Origin of the sequence: Aeromonas sp. 600724 (assembly GCF_049175135.1) — a bacterium.
Lineage (GTDB): Bacteria > Pseudomonadota > Gammaproteobacteria > Enterobacterales > Aeromonadaceae > Aeromonas > Aeromonas veronii_A.
This window is the reverse complement of the sequence record NZ_JAAKUM010000016.1, coordinates 1-20593: the sequence shown is the minus strand read 5'-3', so window position 1 is coordinate 20593 and position 20593 is coordinate 1. Positions and strand designations below refer to the sequence as shown.

Genomic DNA, 20593 nt, shown 5'->3' with positions numbered 1-20593 from the left:
GTTGTTATGGCTATCAGGCGGTCTGGGCAGCCAGCTCGGCGGCTTTCAGTTCGCGCTTGATGCGGCGGATCTTGCGCTCTTCGGCGACCGCGACACAACCCATCAGCACCAGACAGGCGGCGGCTGCGATATCCAGCGCCGCGAAGGTGCCGGTCCAGCCGGTCAGACCGAAGATGGGGGTGCCATCGGCGATCATGCCCAGACCCAGCTTGGCGAAGCTGTCACCAATCAGGTAAGCGAAGGTGCCCTTGACGCCATCGGCTACGCTGATGCCCTGCTTGGGGACGAAGCCCACGGCGGCGACGCCGATCAGCAACTGCGGACCAAACACCAGGAAGCCCAGGGTGAACAGGGAGCCCAGGAACATGAACTGGGTAGTCGCATGCTGGTAGAGACCCAGAGTCGCGATGATCAGCGCCAGTGCCACACAGGCAACCAGACCACGACGGCCATTGGCCAGATCGGAGAGGTAACCCCACATCAGGGTACCGACCAGTGCGCCCACTTCGAAGAAGGTAAAGCCCTGAATGGCAACGTCTTTGGAGAAGCCCAGCTCCTGGTGGGCATAGACGGTAGACCACTGGTCGATACCGATACGCACTACGTAGAGGAAGATGTTGGCAAAGCAGAGCAGCCAGATCACTTTGTTGAGCAGCACGTACTTCACGAAGATCTGCCACTTGGTCAGCTGCTGCTCCTCGGTAGCGATATCCTCTTCGCTCGCCACTTCGTCAAACAGCTCTTCCACCTTGCCCAGGCCATAGGCTTCCGGCGAATCGCTACCAAAGCGCAGGCCGATAAAACCGACGATCAGCGCGATGATGGAGGGGAAGATAAACATGCCGAGCACGTTGCCATCGAACAGGTAGTTGGCACCGAACAGCGCCACACCGGCCGCACCGGCACCGCCCACGTTGTGGGAGAGGTTCCACATGCCCAGATAGGTGCCGCGCTTGTTGCGAGGGGTCCACTTGGTGATGGTGGAGTAGCTGCACGAGCCACCACAGCTCTGGAAGAAACCGCTCAGGGCATAGAAGAAGATCATGAAGTAGAGGCTGAAACCGGTGCCGCCCATGCTGGCACTGAAGCCCAGCATGCAGAGCGCGGAGAGGATCAGCATCAGCGGCAGGAACTGCTTGGTGTTCTTGCCGTCGGCATAGTAGGAGACGATGGTCTTGCCCACCCCGTAGGTGATGGAGAAGCCAAGGCCGATCATGCCAAGCTCGGTCATGGAGAGACCGTACTCCTGGATCATGTCATTCTGCGCAATGTTGAAGTTCTTGCGGATCAGATACATGGTCAAATAGCCAATAAATACAACCAGATAAGATTGCATAAACGGCTTGAACCAGAGCTTGCGCCGGGCTTCGACCGGCAGGTCCAGGGTGGGGACCCGGACCTGTTGGAGCAATTTCAACATCTTCGTTCATCCTCTGCGAGATAGACGGTATTTCCGCCGCGCCCCTCATTTGTAGATAGGTTGTTCGAGGTCACGCCACGGAAGGGGGAACGGAACGTCGGGGCTGTCAGCCGTTGCTGCGCTCGACGCTCCATCCATATAAACCCGGGCCCGGCACGGGATGACGGGGCACATTGCCCGTCGCGGTGCGGGTCACGACATCAGGTGAGGTGACTCTAATAAGAGGGGCAAAAAATGGCTTGAGAGCCATCCCTAGTGGGGCTAGGAAATTTTCCTAGTTTTTGCGCTTTCGCGGACAAAGCGTGAGAAACATCACACCGCTGATGCCGGATTGCTGCCATTTCAGCCAGTTTGGCGCTCTGTGCGAGTGCTGGTCTGGGCTGGGGAGGTGGGATGGATTGGCCAGAAGGGAGCCAGGGAAAGGTAAGGGGAGAAGTTAAGGGAAAAGTGAAGGGAGAGGGCTGATTGACCACCAATTCTCAGGTGGCGATATTGGGGAAAGGCCCGCCAGCCATCCCAAAAACAAGAGGCCACCCCGTGGGGTGGCCTCTTGTCACGTTTTACGAGCCGCGATGGCGAGGGGGCACTCAGGCCGCCTTGGCCAGGGTCACCTCGTCACTCTTCTTGACCCGCAGTTTTTTCAGGGCAACCGCCACCACGCCGGTGACGATGGCACCGCAGATCATGCAGAGCAGGGCCAGCAGCGGCTTGTTGACCGCACCCAGCAGGGCCACGATGGGGCCACCGTGGGCAACGCTGTTGGTGATGCCGAACAGGAAGGCCATCACGGCGGCGGTCATGCTGCCCAGAATGTTGGCCGGGATAACGGCCAGCGGGTCACGGGCGGCGAACGGAATCGCCCCTTCGGAGATTCCCACCAGACCCATGGCACCGGCGGCTTTGCCCGCTTCGATTTCAGAGGCATCGAAGATACCGAGCTTGCGACCGAGCACGGTCGCCAGCGACATGCCAAGAGGGGCAGCCGGGATGGCGCAGGCCATGGCACCCATAAACTGGGTCTGACCGGAGGCAATCATGCCGACGGAGAAGAGGAACGCCACCTTGTTGACCGGGCCACCCATATCAAATCCGGCCATACCACCCAGCACGATACCCAGCAGCACCAGACTGCCACCGCTCATGGAGAGCAGCATGGCGTTCAGGCCAGTCATCATGTCGGCAATCGGGGCGCCGATGATGAAGATGAAGACCGCAGCGATAAAGAGCGACCCGACGATGGGGGCGATCAGGATCGGCACCAGCGGTTGCACCATCTTGTGGTACTGACGGGTGGCAATCCAGTGCACCAGATAACCGACCAACAGGCCTGCAATGATGGCACCGATAAAGCCGGTACCGGCGTCAGCGCCGTAGAAGCTGCCGTTGTTGGCGATCCAGCCGCCGATAAAGCCCGGTGCCAGTGCCGGACGATCACCGATGGCGTAGGCGATATAGCCCGCCAGAATGGGGATCATCAGGGTGAAGGCGGCCACGCCCACGTTGAGGATCTGGTTCCACATGCTCCCTTCCGGGATCTGCATGCCGCTCGGGGTCGGGTTGCCGCCGATGGCCAGTGCCAGCGCAATCAACAGACCGCCGGTCACCACGAACGGGATCATGTGCGATACGCCGTTCATCAGGTAGCGATAGAGATCGGAACTGCCACCCGCGCTCTTCTCTTCACCTTTTTTATCTTCTTTGCCAGCCACATAGGCGGGGGCTTTCAGGGCTTGCTCGATCAGACCCTTGCCATCCTTGATGGGGGCTTTCACGCCGGTCTTGATGAGCGGCTTGCCAGCGAAGCGGGCCATGTCCACCTGCTTGTCACAGGCCACCACGATGGCGGTGGCGCGGGCAATCTCGTCTGCGGTCGGGCTGTTCTTGACGCCGATGGAGCCGTTGGTCTCCACCTTCACCTCATAACCCAGCTCCTTGGCGGCGCGCTCCAGCGACTCGGCCGCCAGATAGGTGTGGGCGATACCAGCCGGGCAGCCTGTGACACCGATGATAAAGCCCTTGCTGGTGGTCGGGGCCGCGCTCTGCTCCTCTTTCTTGGTCAGCAGCAGCGCCAGCGCATCGGCCGGGGTGTTGGCCGCTAGCAGTTTGGCGATAAAGCCCTCTTCGATCAGCTTGCCGGAGAGCTCGGCCAGCACTTCGATATGGTGGTTGGCGCCGCCATCGGGGGAGGCGATCATAAAGAAAATGTGGGACGGCTTGCCATCTTCGGCGCCGTACTCGATGCCGTTGCGGCTGATGCCGATGGCGACCGCCGGATTGCACACCGCCGCACTCTTGGCGTGGGGCAGGGCCACGCCCTCTTCAAAGCCGGTATTACCCAGCTCTTCGCGGGCCCACAGATCCTTGATAAAGGCCAGCTCGTTGCTGACCTTGCCTTGCGACGCCAGCAGGCGGGCCATCTCGGTGAAGACCTCTTCCTTACGCGTCGCTTTCAAATCGAGGTTGATCAGATGTTCATTGATCAAGGTGGTGATCATGGCGCTCTCCCCGCTTCCGGTGACGGAAGCTATGCGTGAGTACGTATCGACGTACTGGATAAAAATGACCTGTTCATTATCGTGGCTCGCTCGTCCCCTCCCTATCGGACAAATGTGCTAATCACTGGATTTTTGTGCGCAGTAAAACGCGATGTGATGAAGATCCCGTTTTCAGGCGGGACTCGCCATTTTCAGGTCATTGCTGATTTTTTCTTTAAAAACAGATAAATGGATTATGGTTGGCCTCGAAATCAGGTTTGTAATGCGTCATGTCAATAAATTAATCACCAGCGGGGTCTGGATTTATATGTGGTTTTAAGGCGTTATAAGATGTGACCTTTCTCACAAAAAGTCGCAGTTTCGTCGGGCGGATTAGGATTTTTATGCGCCTGATGGCGGAGGCCAATCGCATTGGCTGGGCGAGCGCAGAGGGGCGTTGTTTGGGAAGAAAGTGTGGTGGCAAGAGAGGGATGGCTGAAAAGAGATAGGTTATAACGCGAACGTCCGAATACGCTCCGCTATTCGAACCTACGGACTACACAATATGCGCCACCGACTCCAGCCAGTTGGGAACTTGTTGCCGATACCACTCCAGATATTGCTGTGCCTGCGGCTTCTCCCTTCTGGTCAGCAGATTGGTGACTTCAATAATCAGCCAGCACTTGGCCATGACGAGATGGCGGAGCAACCGGTCGCCAGAGAGCAGCGAACTGTAGCACAGATAGCGTTCAATGATGGTTTCATATTCAGCCAGCGAACCCATCCGCGGCACCAGCGGGGCCAGATCGATGGCCGGACTGCCATAACCAAATCGCTCCCAGTCAAACAACACCAGCTCACCATTGTCGCGGGTGCCCCAGTTTCCCTCGTTGCTATCGCCCGAAATCAGGTATGACTCCTCGAATAGTTCGTGGCCGACTTGCTGGATATGGCGGATCTTCTCGTTTACCGCTTCCGGCAGGCAGAGTACAGAGAGCGCCTCGTTGGTGTCGGCGAGCGACCAGCCGTGAGTTTTCACCGCAAAGTCGGGCTGATAGTTGGCGTTATGCAGGCAGGCCAGCTGAGCAAAGGTCTGTTCGTTGTGGTGCAGCTGCGTGAGCGTGACCGGATGAGGGATCTGCTCAAGGAACAGGGTCTCCCCTTCGACCTTGAGCAGGGAAGGAGTGTTGAGCCCGCTCAAATGCAGTGCGGCGCGTTGGTAGAAATGGCGCTCGACAGGCGATGCGCAGCTTTTTCTGATACAGGGCTTGCCATCCAGCAGCTGGATATTTACCGAAGCGCCCCCCATTTTCGCCAACTCCTGTTGCGTCATCCTCTACCCCGTTAGCTATGAGTGGTCAGTTGCGTGAGATAGCTATTTACCTCTGTGCGAGTCGTGAAACGGTGCTTGTCGTTTGGGAATCGATCAAACAGCTCTTGATGGAATTGGCGGGAGCTTTTGCCGGCTCGCTGCCCATATTCCGATGCCCACACCAGCAGTTGTTGAAAGCTCTCTTCGGCTGCCACTGCATCCCGTTGCCTGGCACTTTGTGATCCGCGCGATAGCAGTGAATCACGGCATACCGACCAGTCGAGATCCAGAAAAAGCAGGGTATCGGCGGCATCAAGCAGTTGCTCGGCCAAGGCGCCAAATACCCCTTCGACCACCCATGAGGGCTCTTGAGCAAGTGTTTGGATGGCATGGTCAATCTCATGCTGAGACCGTTTTTGGTTAAAGCCGCCCGGCTGCCAGACAATGGGGTCCAGATTGACCTCGCGGATAGTTAACGCCTCAGCCAATCGAGCCGCCAACCAGCTTTTGCCCGATCCCGAGTTGCCAATAATCAGAATTCGTTTCATCTATGAGTGCTCTTTTCTGGAACAGATATCTGGAGACTGGAAAGTAGAGGTGCAATCAACGTAGTGAATTGACAGCTTATTCGGTTGGAACGAATACAGAGCGGAAGGTAGAGTTTATTACGCGAATATCAGAATATGCTCCGATATTGGAAAAACATTCCTTGAGCAACAAGGTCGTTATACAGTCCAATCTACCAAGTGTTCAGCATTCAATATAACATTTTTCACTGTAGGCATAAGGATCATCTCTCCAGCAACAATCGTGAAGCTAAATCGGTACTCCTTTTCTGTGGAGAAAGATGGCGGCTTAACAAAAGCCATATATGAAATTTTTTTCATAAAGTGTTCTATCGTAAAGTCGCTGGCGTCAGATATATGAACCTCACGACTTAAGTAAGATACAGGTTCATGTCGGCAGTAAATTGACAGATTTTCTAATGATATATTTTGATCGACGATGTGATTACCTGAGTGACGTCCGGATAGAATACGTGCACGGAGTAGTTTTGAAAGTTCAATTCCAAGGCTATGAGCTTTTGATGCTGTCATATACCAACAGTCATCGTAATTTGGAAATAGTCCAATAGCATCTCGCTTTTTTCTAACGCGTGATACGCAAAAAATAAATCCGTTAAGAGCTTCTCGATGTATTCTTGCTCGAGTGTCCCGTATCTTGAGTGATTTTTCTGTACGTTCAATAATATGAAGATTCTCTATGGCTGCGCTCATCCGCCCCATGATTCTTGGTTGGTTCTCATCTCCTCCTACACTAATTACTCCCTGTAGGATGAAATTGAACCATTTAGGCTCAATCTCAACTGTTCCGTCAAAATTGAGTACAAAAGAGTATTTACCTTCACCATCATCGACGATTTGATCACTTTCTATATCTCTATACTCATATAACGTACCCAGCTTTATTGTTTTTCCAGTTTTCAAATTGTCTTTTTTGTAGCAGTTTTTTGCTAGAAGCATCCTCATTACTCCGTTTTAAATTTAGGTGAGTATCCCTAGGGTATTTTCACAAGAGAGGTTGTAAATTTGCTGGTTTAATTTTCACAAAGAATTCAATATATCTAAATGCTGTGGGATAGATTAATAAGTTGAAATATGCATGTGATAAGAACTTTTTAAAGGCTATATTTCTATCCCTACCATTAATCACTATGATAATTAATTATCCAACAGTTTACATCGACTTTAACAACCCATTGGAAATGGTGGTAAACATTGTCGTTATTGAAGCCATCCACATTTTGGTTGGCGAATATAAGCGGTGTAGCCTATTGTGCCAGAACTGTAGGTTCGATTAGCGCAGCGTAATCGGACGTTCGCGATGTTTTTCAATATCTCGCTTGTTGGGCTTCGCTTCGCTCTGCACCAACCTACAAACACCACGCTACCGCCCGTGGATTACAGCCTCCAGCCTGCTGCTGTTTTCCGGCGATGTGGTGAATGGCGAAACGGCTGCACAGGGTTATCTCTGCAAGAGTGGTTGCCAAGTGGGGCATATTAATCGAGAGAGGGGCAGGGTAAAACCGCAGTCGGGCAAATACCTGCCAAAGATCAATAAATTACTCACTTAATGGGTGCTATCTATCCGCTTGGTACGGCGACCGCAAGCTGAGCTTTGCCTCTTGTCAGGGGCAGCAGCCACTCAATACTCCAGAAACTTCTCCCCGCAGCGTTCGCAGATCAGATGTTTTACATGGGTGGCCTGATAGGCGAGGGTCTGGCCGAATACCGCATTGGTCAGGCTGCTGGAGCGAAAGGCTTGCCAGAAGGTTTTGCGCGGATCCTTGGGCATGATGTCCTGGCTGTGATCGCGGGCGACCAGCACCACGATATGGCGGGTACGTTCCCTGCATTTATCACAGCGATGGATTTCAGTTGGCGGATTCTGGTCGTGCGGGGTGCTCATAAATGGGCTCGTGAAGAGAGGCTGGCGCCCATCATATTCCTCTCCACTTGGCTCTCAATCTCTCCTTGCTGACGCAGTGAGCAGGTTCACATTTTTGTGCCCCCCTCTTTGTTATTTGCCCGCGCGCCGCAGCCGTGTGCCTCTGGTCGATGCCCGCTTCTGCGGTTTGCTGGTGAGTGGTGATGATATGGCGGGTGGGGCGAGCTCGGGCGCCCAGCCAGCTCAGGCCGACTCCCGTTTCTGCGGTTTGCTGGTGAGCGGTGATGATATGGCGGGTGGGGCGAGCTCGTGCGCCCAGCCAGCTCAGGCCGACTCCCGCTTCTGCAGATTGGGGGTGATGATATGGCGGTTGGGGGCGAGCTCGGGTTGCTGCATCCGGGTCAGCAGCCGCCTTGCCGCCTGACGGCCGATTTCGCGGGCCGGTGAGCTGACGAAAGTGAGAGCGGGGGAGGTGAGTTCGGCCTCCGCCACGTCGTCAAAACCGAGCAGGGCCACCTGCTGGCCGATGTAGTTATCCTTGCCCACGGTGCGGCCGCTCGCCTCGACGCCATAGATGGCGCCGAGCGCCACCTCGGGGTAGTGGCAGAGCACGGCGGTCACCTTGGGGTGCTGGTGCAGCAGCTGGGCGATGGTGTCGGCGGCGCTGCGCTGGGTGCGCTCGCACTCCAGTACCCACTCCGGTTTGAAGGGCAGGCCATATTGCAGCAGGCTGGCGCAGTAGCCGCCGATCCGCTCGGCGCGGGTGAGGGAGTCGGCCCGTCCGCCGACGTAGGCGATATGGCGGTGGCCCTGCTCGATAAGGTAAGTGGTAGCCTGCTTGGCTGCGTGGGTATTGTCGGGGCCGATAAAGTCCACGTCATCCCGATAGTAGGAGCGGGCGGCGCACACCACCGGCAGCTCGGAGTCGAGCAGGGTCTCCAGGGTTTTGGCCGCCGCGCCGCGCACCGGATTGAAGATGATGCCCGCCACCCCCTGCCGTGACAGGGAGTGAATGCTCTGCTGCAGCCGCTCCGGGCTGTGGCCGCACTGGGTCAGAAACAGCAGATAGCCCTGCTGCTCCAGCACCTCGCTCACCCCGGCGGTTACCTCGGTATAGAAGGGGTCGGTGATGTCGCGCAGGATCAGCCCCACCAGATTGGACTGCTGGCTGCGCAGGTTGGCGGCGGCGCTGTTGGGCACGTAGTCGAGCTCTTTTATCGCCTGTTGCACCCGCTCGGCGGTGGCCGGCGAGATGCGCCCCTTGCCGTTGAGCACCATGGAGACGGTGGTGACCGACACTCCCGCCCGCTGGGCGACATCGGTGATCTTGGTGGCTTTGGCAGAGAGGGATTTGGGCGACATAGGGCGAACGGACGACGGACAGTTGAAAGCGAGGCCCCAGCATACCTGCTCAGATGCTCAAGTGAAACGTTACATCACCATCTGGCCGATCCGGCTCACAAATTTGGATCCTGCTGCCAGCCAGCCCCCTTATTCTGTGATCCTGTCGGCACTTGTAAGTTGATAAAACGTTTTATCATCCAGCAAAACCTGATGCTGACCCGCGCCTTTTGCTTCGAGATTGCTTCGAGATTGCCTCGAGCGGGGGAGGGCAGCCGCAGATATTGCTGTCTATTCACAAGGAGCCGTTTCATGGCCAAGCCTCAAGCCAAATCCACCATCTGGGAGTTCCTGCAGAGCCTCGGCAAGACCTTTATGTTGCCGGTCGCCCTGCTGGCCTTCTCGGGTATTTTGCTCGGTGTCGGTAGCTCGCTCACCAGCGATGCGGTCAAGCAGAGCATGCCCTTCCTCGACAATACCGTGCTGCAACTGCTGTTCCTTTGGATGACCAAGGTGGGGCTGGTGGCCTTTATCTATCTGCCGGTGATGTTTGCGGTGGCCATTCCGCTCGGACTGGCGCGAGAAGAGAAGGGGGTCGCGGCCTTTGCCGGTTTCGTCGGCTATGCGGCGCTCAACCTCTCCATCAACTTCTACCTCACCGTGGCCAACGTCATCGGTGACGCGGCGGCGGAGAAGGCCTACGGGGTGAAATCCATCCTCGGCATCAGCTCCATCGACACCGGGATTCTGGGGGCCATCATCGTCGGGGTGATCGTCGCGAAGCTCCACGCCCGTTTCTACACCTACAAGATGCCCGATGCGCTCGCCTTCTTCGGCGGTGCCCGCTTCGTGCCTATCATCACCGCGCTGGTGCTGGGTGTAGTCGGTTTGGTCGTGCCGTTCGTCTGGCCCTGGTTTGCTGACGGCATCAACGGTATCGGAGCGCTCATCTCCCACGCCGGTCCCTTCGGCCCCTTCCTGTTCGGTACCGGTGAGCGTCTGCTGCTGCCGCTCGGTCTGCACCACATTCTGGTGGCGCTGATCCGCTTTACCGAAGCGGGCGGCACCCAGCTGGTATGCGGTCACGAGGTGAGCGGCGCCCTCAATATCTTCTACGCCGAGCTCTCTTGCGCCGACACTTCCGGCTTCTCGGTCTCTGCCACCTCCTTCCTCTCTCAGGGCAAGATGCCAGCCTTCCTCGGCGGCCTGCCGGGTGCGGCGCTCGCCATGTATCACTGCGCTCGCCCGGAAAATCGTGGCAAGATCAAGGCGCTGCTGGTCTCTGGCGTGGTGGCCTGCGTCATCGGCGGCATCACCGAGCCGCTGGAGTTCCTGTTCCTGTTCGTGGCGCCGGTGCTCTACGTCATTCACGCCATCCTGACCGGTCTGGGCTTTATGACCATGGGGCTGCTCGGCGTCACCATCGGTAACACCGATGGTAACCTCATCGATTTTCTGGTGTTCGGCGTGCTTCAAGGCACCGCCACCAAGTGGTATCTGGTGCCGGTCGCGGCTGCCATCTGGTTTGCCATCTACTACAGCGTGTTCCGCTTCGCCATCGTCCGCTTTAACCTGAAGACCCCTGGCCGCGAGATTGAAACCAGCGAAGCTGCCCAGCCCGCAGGCAAGAAGGCCGGCAACAGCGGTTACAACGGTGAAATCATCCTCAACGCCCTGGGCGGCGCCGATAACATTCTGGCGCTCGATAACTGCATCACCCGCCTGCGGATGTCGGTGCAGGACATGAGCCGGGTCGATGACAAGGTATTGAAGGCAAACGGCGCCATCGGGGTGATCAAGCTCGACGAGCACAACCTGCAGGTGGTGATCGGCCCGCAGGTGCATCTGGTGAAAAACCAGCTGCAGAGCCTGATGGGGGCCTGAAGCGGCTAATAAGAACCGAACGGGGGGCGCAAGCCCCCCTTGTTTGCCTCTCCCAATATGTCTCCTGTTTATGGAGGGAGAAACTTCATGCACGATATTTATGACTTCGACCGCGTGGTCGACCGCCACGGCACCTACTGCACCCAGTGGGACTATGTGGCCGACCGTTTTGGCCATGCCGATCTGCTCCCCTTTACCATCTCCGACATGGATCTCGAGACCGCCCCCTGCATTCGCCAGACCCTGGCAACCCGCCTTGAGCACGGAGTATTTGGCTACAGCCGCTGGAATCACGATGACTTCAAGGGGGCGGTGAGCGACTGGTTTGCCCACCGCTACGGGGCGAGCCTCGACCCCGAGACGCTGGTTTACGGCCCCTCGGTCATCTATGTGATTGCCCAGCTGGTGAGCCTCTGGTCGGCGCCGGGCGAAGGAGTGCTGGTGCACACCCCCGCCTACGACGCCTTCGGCAATATGCTGACTGCCAACGATCGGGTGCTGCTGCCTTGCCCGCTCAAAAAATCAGAGGGGAGTTACCAGATCGACTGGCAATGTTTCGAGCAGCAAGCCGCTCGTCCCGATTGCCGGATTTTGCTGCTCTGCAGCCCCCACAACCCCACCGGCCGGGTCTGGACGCGGGATGAACTGGGCCGGATGGCCGCCATCTGCCAGCGCCATGGGGTCAAGGTCATCTCGGACGACATCCATATGGATGTGAGCTTTGCCCGCTACCTGCCGTGGAGCGAGGTGGCGCCGGACGATCACTGGGCGCTGGTTAGCTCGGGCTCCAAATCCTTCAATATTCCCGCCCTTGGCGGCGCCTACTCCTTTATCGCCAACGCAGCGGCGCGGGCCGCCTATCTGCAGCGGCTCAAGGCGGCCCACGGCCTCTCATCGCCGCCCATTCTCGGGGTGCTGGCCCATATCAGCGCCTATCGGGACGGTGCTGGCTGGCTCGATGCGCTCAAATCCTACCTGCACGGCAATCTCGCTCATGTGGCGGCGCGGCTCAACGCGGCTTTCCCCGCCATCGACTATCGGGTGCCCGAGGGAACCTATCTCGCCTGGATTGACCTGCGCGGCCTTGGCATCGACTCCCCCGAACGGATGGATGCGCTGCAAACTTTGCTGGTGGAGAAATACCGGGTCGCCATCATGCGCGGCGACACCTACGGCCCGGAAGGTACAGGTTATATCCGCCTCAACGTCGGCTGCCCACGCTCGAAGGTTGACCAGGGGCTCGACGCCCTGATCGGCGCGCTGGGGGAGGTGGGGTAGAGCAAATCCATTCAACATGAGAAACATAACGGGGCCATCAGTGATGGCCCCGTTATGTGGGGAAATATAAAAAACCGCCCCGGATAGCCGGGGCGGTTTTTTATTTGCTGACACAGAGACGAGCCGTGGGGGGACACAAGGGCTCAGCGATAGCGGCCACGTACCGAGCTGCTGGCGCGGCCGGCCATCTTGATCAGGCTCTGGCGGGTGTGCAGGTGGCAGAGCGCGACGCCGAGGGCATCTGCTGCATCCGCCTGCGGGGTGGCGGAGAGTTTCAGCAGATGGGTCACCATATGTTGCACCTGCTCTTTGGCGGCGCCGCCGGTGCCGACCACCGCCTGCTTGATCTGGGTGGCGGAGTATTCGCTCACCGGCAGGTAGGCATTGACTGCTGCGACGATGGCGCTGCCCCGGGCCTGCCCCAGTTTCAGGGCCGAGTCAGCGTTGCGGGCCATAAAGACCCGCTCGATGGCAAACTCGGTGGGCTTGAACTGGGTGATGATCTCGCATACCCCGTCATAGACCTGTTTGAGGCGCTCCGGCAGCTCGCCGCAATCGGTGCGGATGCAGCCAGAGCCCAAGTATTCGGCCTTGCCGCCCACGACCCGGATAACCCCGTATCCGGTGATCCGTGAACCCGGATCGATGCCCAAAATAATGCTCATGGGTGTTGATTGCTCTAAACGCGAGTGATGGCCGCCAAGATAGCAAACTGTGGCCCGTTTGGCTGTATATCCCGGGTCAAGCGGGCAAAGATTGGCCAGCCTGCAGGATGGCTACCCCTTGAACAATTCTATGGTGTCGCCATCCTGCAGGCTGCCTGCGCCACGCACCACTACCCGATCACCCTGCTTGAGGGCACCGCTCACCGCCACCTGCTGGCTGTCGCCAAACAGCACGGTGACCGGCACTCGATTCACCTTGAGCGCCTTGCCGCTTCGCGCTACCTGATAGACCACGCTGCCATCGGTGCCGAGCACCAGAGCGTCCCGGGGCAGCAGCATGCTCTGTTGCTCCCCCAGTGGCAGGGCAACCCGTACCGGCGAGCCGATGATGAAGGTGCCCGCTTCCGGTTTGAGGCGCAGCTCGATGAGGCGCGACTTGGGATCGGCGCTGGCGGCTCGCTGGTAATAGACGCCGTGACCGCTCAGCTGCTCCCCCTCCACCCGCAGCCGGGTTTGCGGCGCCAGCTGTTGGGCCCAGAGAATGGGGGCCTGCAGGCGGATATCCGGCTGATCCGGGTTGACCAGCTCCAGCGCCTGCTCGCCCGCGTCCACATGCTCGCCGGGCTGGATGAAGTGGTTGTTCACCACGCCATCGAACGGGGCATAGATGTGGCTGCGGCGCAGCTGTTCTTCAATCTGGTTTACCTGTATGGCGGCCAGCCGCTCGGCCAGCGCGGCCTGCTCCACATCGTAGCTGGCCTTGTCGTACTGGCTTTGGGAGGCGCTCTTTTGCTGGTGCAGTCGGGTGATCCGCTGGGATTCGGCGCGAGCGAAGCGCAGGTTGCTCTGCCATTTCGCCTGCTCGGCGCGAGCCTGCTCCAGCGAGAGGCGCAGCGCCGCGCTGTCGAGGCGCAGCAGCTCATCCCCTTTTTTGACCCGGCTGCCAAATTCGGCGATCCACTCCACCCGGCCGCTCACTTCGGCGCTGAGCGCTGCTTGCTGGCGACTCGCCACCGTGCCGCTGACCCAGATATTGGCGGCCGCATCCCCTTGGGTTACATCCGCCAGGGTCACCATCTTGCCCTGATCGGCCAATACCGGTAGCGCACTGCCTGCAATCAGCGCAGCGCCAGCCAACATTCGGGTAATCATATGTGTCATCGATGAGCTCCTTGCTCAGGCCCGCTGGCGCAGGGGTTGTGGGATCGCCACCTGCTCTCCGAGACGCAGGAAGGCAGGCAACAGGATCAGGGTAAACAGGGTGCTGCAGCTCATGCCGCCGACAATGACGGTGGCGAGCCCGCGGTAAATTTCGCTCCCCTCGCTCGGGCTCAGCATCAGCGGCAGCATGCCGAAGATGCTGGTGAGGCTGGTCATGGCGATGGGGCGCATCCGGCTTTGCAGGGCATCGGCCACCGCCAGCTGGCGGCTCATGCCATCCCGCTCGGCGGTGCGGGTCTGATGCACCAGCAGGATGGCGTTGTTGACCACCAGTCCCAGCAGGATGACAAAGCCGATGATGGTGAGCAGATCCATCGGCAGCGGCACCAGCAACCCGCTCAGCTGCAGCGCCAGCACGCCGCCAACCGAGGCAAGGGGCAGGGTGAGCAGCACCAGCAGGGCATCCTTGAGGGAGGCAAACACCCCCCACAGCAGCACCAGCAGGATCACCACGGCGAACAGGAAGATGGTCCCCAGATTGTCGAGCGCCTGTTGCAGGCTGTCGGCATTGCCGGCAATGCGCAGCTCGCCACCAGCGGGCAGCAGGGGGCGGATGGCGGCAAAACTGCGGTTTTTCAGGGTGTCGATCACCTGCTCCATGGTCATACCCGCCGGGGGCGCTATCTGCAGGATGATGCTGCGCCGCCCATCGGCCCGGAAGATGCTGGCCGGGCCCATGTCATGCTCCACCCGCAGCAGCTCGCCAAGGGGAACGATGCGCCCGGAGGGGGTGGCCAGCGGCACTGCCTTCAGTTCGTCCGGATTGGCGGAGCTCTGCCCCATCAGCATGATGTCGAGCCGATCCTCGCCGTCGAAATACTCGCCAACCCGCAAGCCGTCGCCAAAGGTCTGGATGATGGTGGGCAGGGGCGTGCGATCCCAACCGACTTCGGCGAGGCGCCGATCTTGCGGCACCAGTTTGAGCTCGGGGGCGGTGAAGTCGAGACTCGGCTCGGGCCGGATCTGTGCTCCCGGCAGGTCCTTGCTGAGGATCCCCATGCTGGCACGGGCCGCCTGATAGAGCTCGGGCAGGTTGCCTCCCTGCAGCAGCAGGGAGACGCCGTTCTCGCTGTCAAAGCCGCCAAACAGCGACCCCTGACCGCCGAACACCCGGGTGTCGGGAATACCCACCAGCAGCTGTTTCATCAACAGGCTCTCCAGCTCCTTGATGCGGGTCTCGTCCTTGGGGCGCACGCCAATCTGGGCGCCCCCCGGGTAGCGCAAGATGTAGTAGTTCTTGAGGGCAGGCTCTTTCTCCCCCTTCATGTAGGGGGCGAGGCGGGTGATCAGGGTATCGATCACCTCTTCGCGCTGGGCCTTGAGATTGACCCCGGGGGTGAAGTTCATCCAGACATCCACCGCGTCCCGTTTCACGTCCGGCAGATAGTCCATCTTGGGCAGAAGCGCCCAGGTGGCCAGTGCCGGCAGACTCATCATCAGGGTGATGACCGTCCAGCGTTGGCGTGAGGTCGAGGTCCAGCGGATCACGTGACGGGTAGTGCGCTGCCACAGCGACTCATAGGGGTCGGTCAGCGTTTCATGTCCCATCCAGCGCGCCGCCACCGCAGGCAGCACGATGACGGCGACCAGCATGGAGACCGTCACGGCGCAGGCGATGGTGAGCGCCAGATCGGCAAACAGCTGACCCTCCACATCGTTGAGCAGCAGCACCGGCAAGAAGATGGCAACCGTGGTGAGGGTGGAGGCGACCAGCGCCGTCCACACCTGACGGGTACCTTCGAGCGCCGCCTCCGCCTTGCTCAAATCCCCCCGCTCGTGGCGTCGGTAGATGCTCTCCAGCACCACGATGGCGGCGTCGAGCACCATGCCGACGGCAAAGGCGATGCCCGCCAGCGAGATGATGTTGAGGGTGCGACCCATCACCTTGAGCAGGCAGAAGGTGAGCATGATGCTGATGGGGATGGCGAGGGCAATCATCAGGGTCGCCTTGAGCTGGCGCAGGAAGAGCCAGAGGATGGCGCAAGAGAGCAGCACCCCGAGCCCCAGGTTGGCAGTGACCATGCTGACGGCGCGATTGATGTAGAGGGAGGCATCGAACGACTGCTCCATGTGCAGCCCGACCGGCTCCAGCACCTCGCGGTTGAGCTCGTTCACCCGAGCCTTGATCGCCTCAAGGGATGCCAGGGCATTGGCACCGCTCTCCTTGAAGATCTGGGCGGCGATGGCGGTATTGCCGTTCTGGATCCGCAGCACCGGGTTCTCTTCCCTGGCCACCCTTACTTCTGCTACATCCCGCAGATAGATGGGCAAGCCATCGCGCCAGTCCACCACCTTGTCCCCCAGCGTCTCGACATCATAGCGACCGGCGAAGCGCAGCTTGTACTCCCAGCGCCCGATGTCGAGGGTACCGGCCGACACGTCCCAGCCGGTGGTGGCCCGGCTGGCCAGCACCGGGATCTCCACTCCCAGCTCGGCGGCGCGATAGGGGTCGAAACGGATCTGGATCTGGCGCTCGTTGATCCCCTCGATCGAGACTGTCGAGACCCCTTCGATGCGCTCCAGCTCGGGTTTGACCCGCGCCTCGATCAACGCCTGATGATCATCGATCACCCCTTTGGCGCCGGGCAGTTGCTGGATGAAGAAGAAGGTGAGGGTGTCGTTGCTGCTGTAGTTGTTGACGTAGGGGCCGCCGATCTTGTCCGGCAATCCCGAGACCCGGTTCAGTCGCGAAATCACATCGAGTTGGGCCCGCTGCATGTCGGTGCCGAGGGCAAACTCCATGTCGATTTCGGTAAAGCCGGGATAGCTGTTGCTGACAAGGCTCTTGAGCCCTTGCACCCCCTGCATCTCCTGCTCGATGGGATCGGTGATCTCCGACTCCATCTCCTGGGGAGAGGCTGAACGCCAGCTCACCGAGATGTTGAGGTGTGGACGGTCGATGTCGGGGAATAGCTGGATCGGCAGTCCCCGGATGCTGAGCAGGCCCAGCAGGAAAATCAGCACGATCGAGACCGCCACCCAGATGGGGCGTTCGATCGCCGTTTTGGCGAGGTTCATTCACTCTTCCTGAGTTGTTGTTATCGGCCATTCCGCTGGCCTTGCTTCCAAAGACCCTGCAACAGGGACTCAAGCATTTAACTGGAATTCTCCCGGCTTGTAAATGCATGGTTAACAAACAAAAAACCGGCCACGAGGGCCGGTTTGGTACTGGTTTGCCAAGGGATCAGGCGGCGTGCTCGACATTGTTTGGCTGCTTGTTTGCTTGCTGGGAGAAGCCTTCCAGCTCGCCCGGGGCGAAGTTGTCTACCTGGATCGCTTCGTAGCGGAGGGCATCGGCGGCCAGCAGTTTGTCCGCTTCGTCCTTGCTCAGGATGGAAACGGCCAGTGCGGCGGCAACCAGCTCCGGCAGCGCCAGTTTGCGGGGCAGTTTGCCCTCTTTCTGGGCCTGCACCAGCTTCTTCTCGTAGGGCTGCACAGCGACCATGGCCTGGAAGGCGCGCTCCATCAGGCCGACCGGATCTGCCTCGTCTTTGCCCACATAGCAGAGGGCGGTCAGACGGTCGCGGAACTCGCCCGGCTTCATCATGGCCAGGCAGATAGCGTGGCAGCGATCGTCTGCCGGCATCTTGTAACCGACACCGAACGGGAATACCACCCGCTTGAGCACAGCACCCACCACCTTGTTCGGGAAGTTCTGGAAGAAGCCCTCGAACGCCTTGCCAATCAGGTAGAGGTTGCGCTCCACCGCGTACTGCACGAACGGCAGATCGGATACCATGCGGCCCTGATCCTCGTAGTGCTTGAGGGTGGCGGAGGCCAGGTAGAGGTGGCTCAGCACGTCACCCAGACGGGCGGAGATCATCTCCTTGCGCTTGAGATCGCCACCCAGCATCAGCATGGAGACGTCGGCGCACAGCGCCAGCCCTTTACTCATGCGAGACAACTGCTTGTAGTAGCGGGCGGTTTCACCGGCTACCGGCGCGCTGTTGAACTGACCCAGAGTCAGCCCCTGGAACAGGGAACCGAAGAAGTTGCCGGCGCCGAAGGCGATGTGCTTCATCAGCAGGGCGTCAAACTTCTCGAGACCGCGTTCCACGTCGGTATCGGCCGCCGCTTCCAGCTCGGCAAAGACGTACGGGTGGCAGCGGGTGGCACCCTGCCCGAAGATCATCAAGTTGCGGGTCAGGATGTTGGCCCCTTCCACCGTGATGGCCACCGGAATCCCCATGTAGGCGTAGCCGGTGTAGTTTTTCGGGCCGAGCTGGATGGCACGACCGGCGTGGATGTCCATGGAGTCATCCATGATCTGACGCGCCATTTCGGTCATGTGGTACTTGGAAATCGCGGTGACGATGGCCGGTGCCTGACCCAAGTCCAGGGAACCGGCGGTCATGCGACGGGCCCCTTCCAGCTGATAGGTGAGGCCGCCGATGCGAGCCAGCGCCTCTTGCACCCCTTCAAACTTGCCGATGGACATGCCGAACTGCTTGCGCACATAGGAGTAGGCGCCCACGGTGCGGCTCGCCATGTGACCACAGGCGGTGCCAAGGGCTGGCAGTGAGATGCCTCGACCGGCGGAGAGGCATTCGACCAGCATGCGCCAGCCGCGACCGGCGTAATCCGGGCCGCCGATGATCCAGTCGAGCGGAATGAACACATCCTTGCCGAAAGTCGGGCCGTTCAGGAACGCCAGACCCATGGGGTAGTGGCGATCGCCGACGCGCACGCCGGGGTGGCTGGTGGGAATGAGGGCACAGGTGATGCCGAGCTCTTCCTTGTCACCCAGCAGTTTTTCCGGGTCATAGAGTTTGAACGCCAGTCCCAGCACGGTGGCGCGCGGCGCCAGGGTGATGTAGCGCTTGTTCCAGTTGAGGCGAATACCTAGCACCTCTTCACCCTTGTGCATCCCTTTGCAGACGATCCCCTTGTCAGGAATGGCGCCCGCATCGGAGCCCGCTTCCGGCCCGGTCAGGGCGAAGCAGGGCACCTCTTTGCCATTGGCCAGCCCCGGCAGCCAGAAATCTTTCTGGGCCTGGGTGCCATAGTGCATCAGCAGCTCGCCCGGGCCGAGGGAGTTCGGCACCATGACGGTGACCGCCACGCTCAGGCTCTTGGTGGCGATGCGGGTGACGATGGTGGAGTTGGCAATCGCCGAGAACTCGCGGCCGCCATAGGATTTCGGGATGATCAGGGAGAAGAAGCCTTCCTTCTTCAGATAGTCCCACACCGGTTCCGGCAGGTCTTTGGTTTCGTTGACGATCTTGAAGTCATCAACCATGGCGAGCAGGGTTTCGACCTGATTGTCGATAAAGGCCTGCTCCTCTGCGGTCAGTTCGGCCTTGCCGTAACCGTGCAGTTTTTTCCAGTCGGGGTTGCCGCGAAACAACTCGCCATCCCACCAGACGGAGCCGGCTTCCATGGCCTCCCGCTCGGTGGCTGACAAGGGCGGCAATATCTTTTTGAAGATGCCGAACACCGGACGGGTTACCACCTTTTTACGGATGGAGGGTACGCCGAGCACAACGGCTATCGCCAGCACCAGCAGGACAAGCAATGTGATCATACCGAAGTTCCTTCTATTTCACTGTTTCCGTTGATTTATTGTTGGTTGTTACACGGCCAGGGAGAGCCTGGTCGACTCCACGGGCGCCCCGACTCCGGACGCCAGATAAGGAATAACGTTGCGCACCAGCCCTTCTACATCGAGCTGCTGGCCAAAGTCGGCCAGGGCGATGTCGCGCAGGGCATCGGCAGAGGCCATGGTGAATACGACGGTGCCCAGGGTGAAGTGCAGGCGCCAGAAGAGATCTGCCGGCGACAGGGCCGGATTGGCCTTGGAGATGGCCTGGGTGATCCGCATCAGAATGGCGCCGTAGTGGGCGGTGATAAAGCGGCGCAGGTGGCCCTGGCTGTCGATATAGCCGCGCCCCAGCAACTGCATGAAGATGGCCGGGCCGTTGGCCCGCACCGCCGAGAGCTTCATCAGCGGCTCTACAAAGCTTTCAAACAGTTGCAGCAGGGTCAGCTGCTCCTGCTCCATCAGTACCCGCAGGCGCGCATCCAGATCGGGCATAAACAGGCTCAGATAGCGGTCGAGCACCGCCTGGATCAGCTCCTTCTTGGAGCCGAAGTGATAGTTCACCGATGCCAGATTGACATCGGCCTCACTGGTGATCAGACGCAAAGAGGTATCGGCGAATCCCCGCTCGGCAAACAGCACTTCAGCGGCGTCGAGAATACGGTTTTTGGTATCGATTTTACTCACTGGACACCTCACTTAAACGAATGTTTAAAAAGTACGTTTCATAACGTGAAGTGTCAAGAGAATGTGAATGAGTGTTAGCGGAATGTTTTTCGATGAAAAAAGCAAAGTGGGCGGAACTTAGTCAAAAAGCAGGACTCTATATCTATGCCACTGCAATTAAACATTAAGTCTCGCCCAACCTGCACCATGCTAGTTGGGCCTTTTTTTGCGCGTTTGTTACCGGTTTGCGGCTTGCAGGCAAAAAAAAGGCTATGTCCCAATTACGTGTTGCATGGGGCGCCCCAGGGCCTCATACAAACACACTTTGATATTTACGCCTTTTCC

At 59.1% G+C, this 20593-nt stretch carries 15 protein-coding genes; 3 read left to right on the top strand and 12 right to left on the bottom strand.

Going from position 1 to position 20593, the window contains the following annotated elements:
- Positions 1-13: 13 nt before the first annotated feature.
- The 7 genes from uhpT to G5168_RS15240 form a co-directional block, all read right to left on the bottom strand.
- Positions 14-1420 (bottom strand): hexose-6-phosphate:phosphate antiporter, encoded by a 1407-nt coding sequence (uhpT, locus tag G5168_RS15270; RefSeq protein ID WP_005353611.1) that lies wholly within the window; start codon positions 1418-1420, stop codon positions 14-16.
- A gap of 587 nt (positions 1421-2007) precedes the next feature.
- A complete protein-coding gene (locus G5168_RS15265) occupies positions 2008-3915 on the bottom strand; it encodes a PTS fructose transporter subunit IIABC (RefSeq protein ID WP_227341056.1) in 1908 nt (635 codons plus the stop codon).
- A gap of 535 nt (positions 3916-4450) precedes the next feature.
- Complete coding sequence (locus G5168_RS15260) at positions 4451-5227, bottom strand: phosphotransferase family protein (protein WP_421252424.1); 777 nt, start codon at positions 5225-5227, stop codon at positions 4451-4453.
- Between the two features lie 11 nt (positions 5228-5238).
- Positions 5239-5754: an AAA family ATPase gene (locus G5168_RS15255; RefSeq protein WP_421252423.1), complete on the bottom strand. Its 516-nt coding sequence runs from the start codon at positions 5752-5754 to the stop codon at positions 5239-5241.
- A gap of 177 nt (positions 5755-5931) precedes the next feature.
- A complete protein-coding gene (locus G5168_RS15250; protein WP_421252422.1) occupies positions 5932-6729 on the bottom strand; it encodes a hypothetical protein in 798 nt (265 codons plus the stop codon).
- A gap of 682 nt (positions 6730-7411) precedes the next feature.
- Complete coding sequence (locus tag G5168_RS15245; RefSeq protein ID WP_421252421.1) at positions 7412-7675, bottom strand: hypothetical protein; 264 nt, start codon at positions 7673-7675, stop codon at positions 7412-7414.
- Positions 7676-7978: 303 nt separating this feature from the next.
- Positions 7979-9016: a Mal regulon transcriptional regulator MalI gene (locus tag G5168_RS15240; protein ID WP_005344074.1), complete on the bottom strand. Its 1038-nt coding sequence runs from the start codon at positions 9014-9016 to the stop codon at positions 7979-7981.
- Positions 9017-9307: 291 nt separating this feature from the next.
- On the opposite strand from G5168_RS15240, the gene malX reads away from it, so the two are divergent.
- Both malX and G5168_RS15230 read left to right on the top strand, forming a co-directional pair.
- The gene (gene malX / locus G5168_RS15235) at positions 9308-10879 is read left to right on the top strand and encodes a maltose/glucose-specific PTS transporter subunit IIBC (RefSeq protein ID WP_421252420.1); all 1572 of its coding nucleotides are present in this window, start codon (positions 9308-9310) and stop codon (positions 10877-10879) included.
- Positions 10880-10966: 87 nt separating this feature from the next.
- Positions 10967-12157: a MalY/PatB family protein gene (locus G5168_RS15230; RefSeq protein WP_421252419.1), complete on the top strand. Its 1191-nt coding sequence runs from the start codon at positions 10967-10969 to the stop codon at positions 12155-12157.
- 143 nt (positions 12158-12300) lie between these two features.
- Here the strand turns inward: G5168_RS15230 and ruvC are convergent, their stop codons facing one another.
- The 5 genes from ruvC to G5168_RS15205 all read right to left on the bottom strand — a co-directional run bounded on the left by ruvC (position 12301) and on the right by G5168_RS15205 (position 20269).
- Positions 12301-12822 (bottom strand): crossover junction endodeoxyribonuclease RuvC, encoded by a 522-nt coding sequence (gene ruvC / locus G5168_RS15225; protein ID WP_005334512.1) that lies wholly within the window; start codon positions 12820-12822, stop codon positions 12301-12303.
- Positions 12823-12933: 111 nt separating this feature from the next.
- Complete coding sequence (locus G5168_RS15220; protein ID WP_421172563.1) at positions 12934-13983, bottom strand: efflux RND transporter periplasmic adaptor subunit; 1050 nt, start codon at positions 13981-13983, stop codon at positions 12934-12936.
- A gap of 15 nt (positions 13984-13998) precedes the next feature.
- Entirely contained in the window at positions 13999-17061 is a 3063-nt protein-coding gene (locus tag G5168_RS15215) for an efflux RND transporter permease subunit (RefSeq protein WP_421252418.1), read from the bottom strand.
- A gap of 166 nt (positions 17062-17227) precedes the next feature.
- Entirely contained in the window at positions 17228-19567 is a 2340-nt protein-coding gene (locus tag G5168_RS15210; RefSeq protein ID WP_421252417.1) for an acyl-CoA dehydrogenase, read from the bottom strand.
- A 48-nt stretch (positions 19568-19615) separates the two neighbouring features.
- Positions 19616-20269 (bottom strand): TetR/AcrR family transcriptional regulator, encoded by a 654-nt coding sequence (locus tag G5168_RS15205; RefSeq protein ID WP_421206238.1) that lies wholly within the window; start codon positions 20267-20269, stop codon positions 19616-19618.
- Between the two features lie 144 nt (positions 20270-20413).
- Between G5168_RS15205 and G5168_RS15200 the strand changes: the two genes are divergently transcribed.
- On the top strand, positions 20414-20593 hold a 180-nt coding region (locus tag G5168_RS15200), incomplete at its 3' end, for a hypothetical protein (RefSeq protein WP_421252416.1).

What these genes read in the sequence shown, in the direction of transcription:
- uhpT (WP_005353611.1), bottom strand. Translation starts at nt 1,420, where the DNA reads ATGTTGAAATTGCTCCAACAGGTCCGGGTCCCCACCCTGGACCTGCCG.
- G5168_RS15265 (WP_227341056.1), bottom strand. Translation starts at nt 3,915, where the DNA reads ATGATCACCACCTTGATCAATGAACATCTGATCAACCTCGATTTGAAA.
- G5168_RS15260 (WP_421252424.1), bottom strand. Translation starts at nt 5,227, where the DNA reads ATGACGCAACAGGAGTTGGCGAAAATGGGGGGCGCTTCGGTAAATATC.
- G5168_RS15255 (WP_421252423.1), bottom strand. Translation starts at nt 5,754, where the DNA reads ATGAAACGAATTCTGATTATTGGCAACTCGGGATCGGGCAAAAGCTGG.
- G5168_RS15250 (WP_421252422.1), bottom strand. Translation starts at nt 6,729, where the DNA reads ATGCTTCTAGCAAAAAACTGCTACAAAAAAGACAATTTGAAAACTGGA.
- G5168_RS15245 (WP_421252421.1), bottom strand. Translation starts at nt 7,675, where the DNA reads ATGAGCACCCCGCACGACCAGAATCCGCCAACTGAAATCCATCGCTGT.
- G5168_RS15240 (WP_005344074.1), bottom strand. Translation starts at nt 9,016, where the DNA reads ATGTCGCCCAAATCCCTCTCTGCCAAAGCCACCAAGATCACCGATGTC.
- malX (WP_421252420.1), top strand. Translation starts at nt 9,308, where the DNA reads ATGGCCAAGCCTCAAGCCAAATCCACCATCTGGGAGTTCCTGCAGAGC.
- G5168_RS15230 (WP_421252419.1), top strand. Translation starts at nt 10,967, where the DNA reads ATGCACGATATTTATGACTTCGACCGCGTGGTCGACCGCCACGGCACC.
- ruvC (WP_005334512.1), bottom strand. Translation starts at nt 12,822, where the DNA reads ATGAGCATTATTTTGGGCATCGATCCGGGTTCACGGATCACCGGATAC.
- G5168_RS15220 (WP_421172563.1), bottom strand. Translation starts at nt 13,983, where the DNA reads ATGACACATATGATTACCCGAATGTTGGCTGGCGCTGCGCTGATTGCA.
- G5168_RS15215 (WP_421252418.1), bottom strand. Translation starts at nt 17,061, where the DNA reads ATGAACCTCGCCAAAACGGCGATCGAACGCCCCATCTGGGTGGCGGTC.
- G5168_RS15210 (WP_421252417.1), bottom strand. Translation starts at nt 19,567, where the DNA reads ATGATCACATTGCTTGTCCTGCTGGTGCTGGCGATAGCCGTTGTGCTC.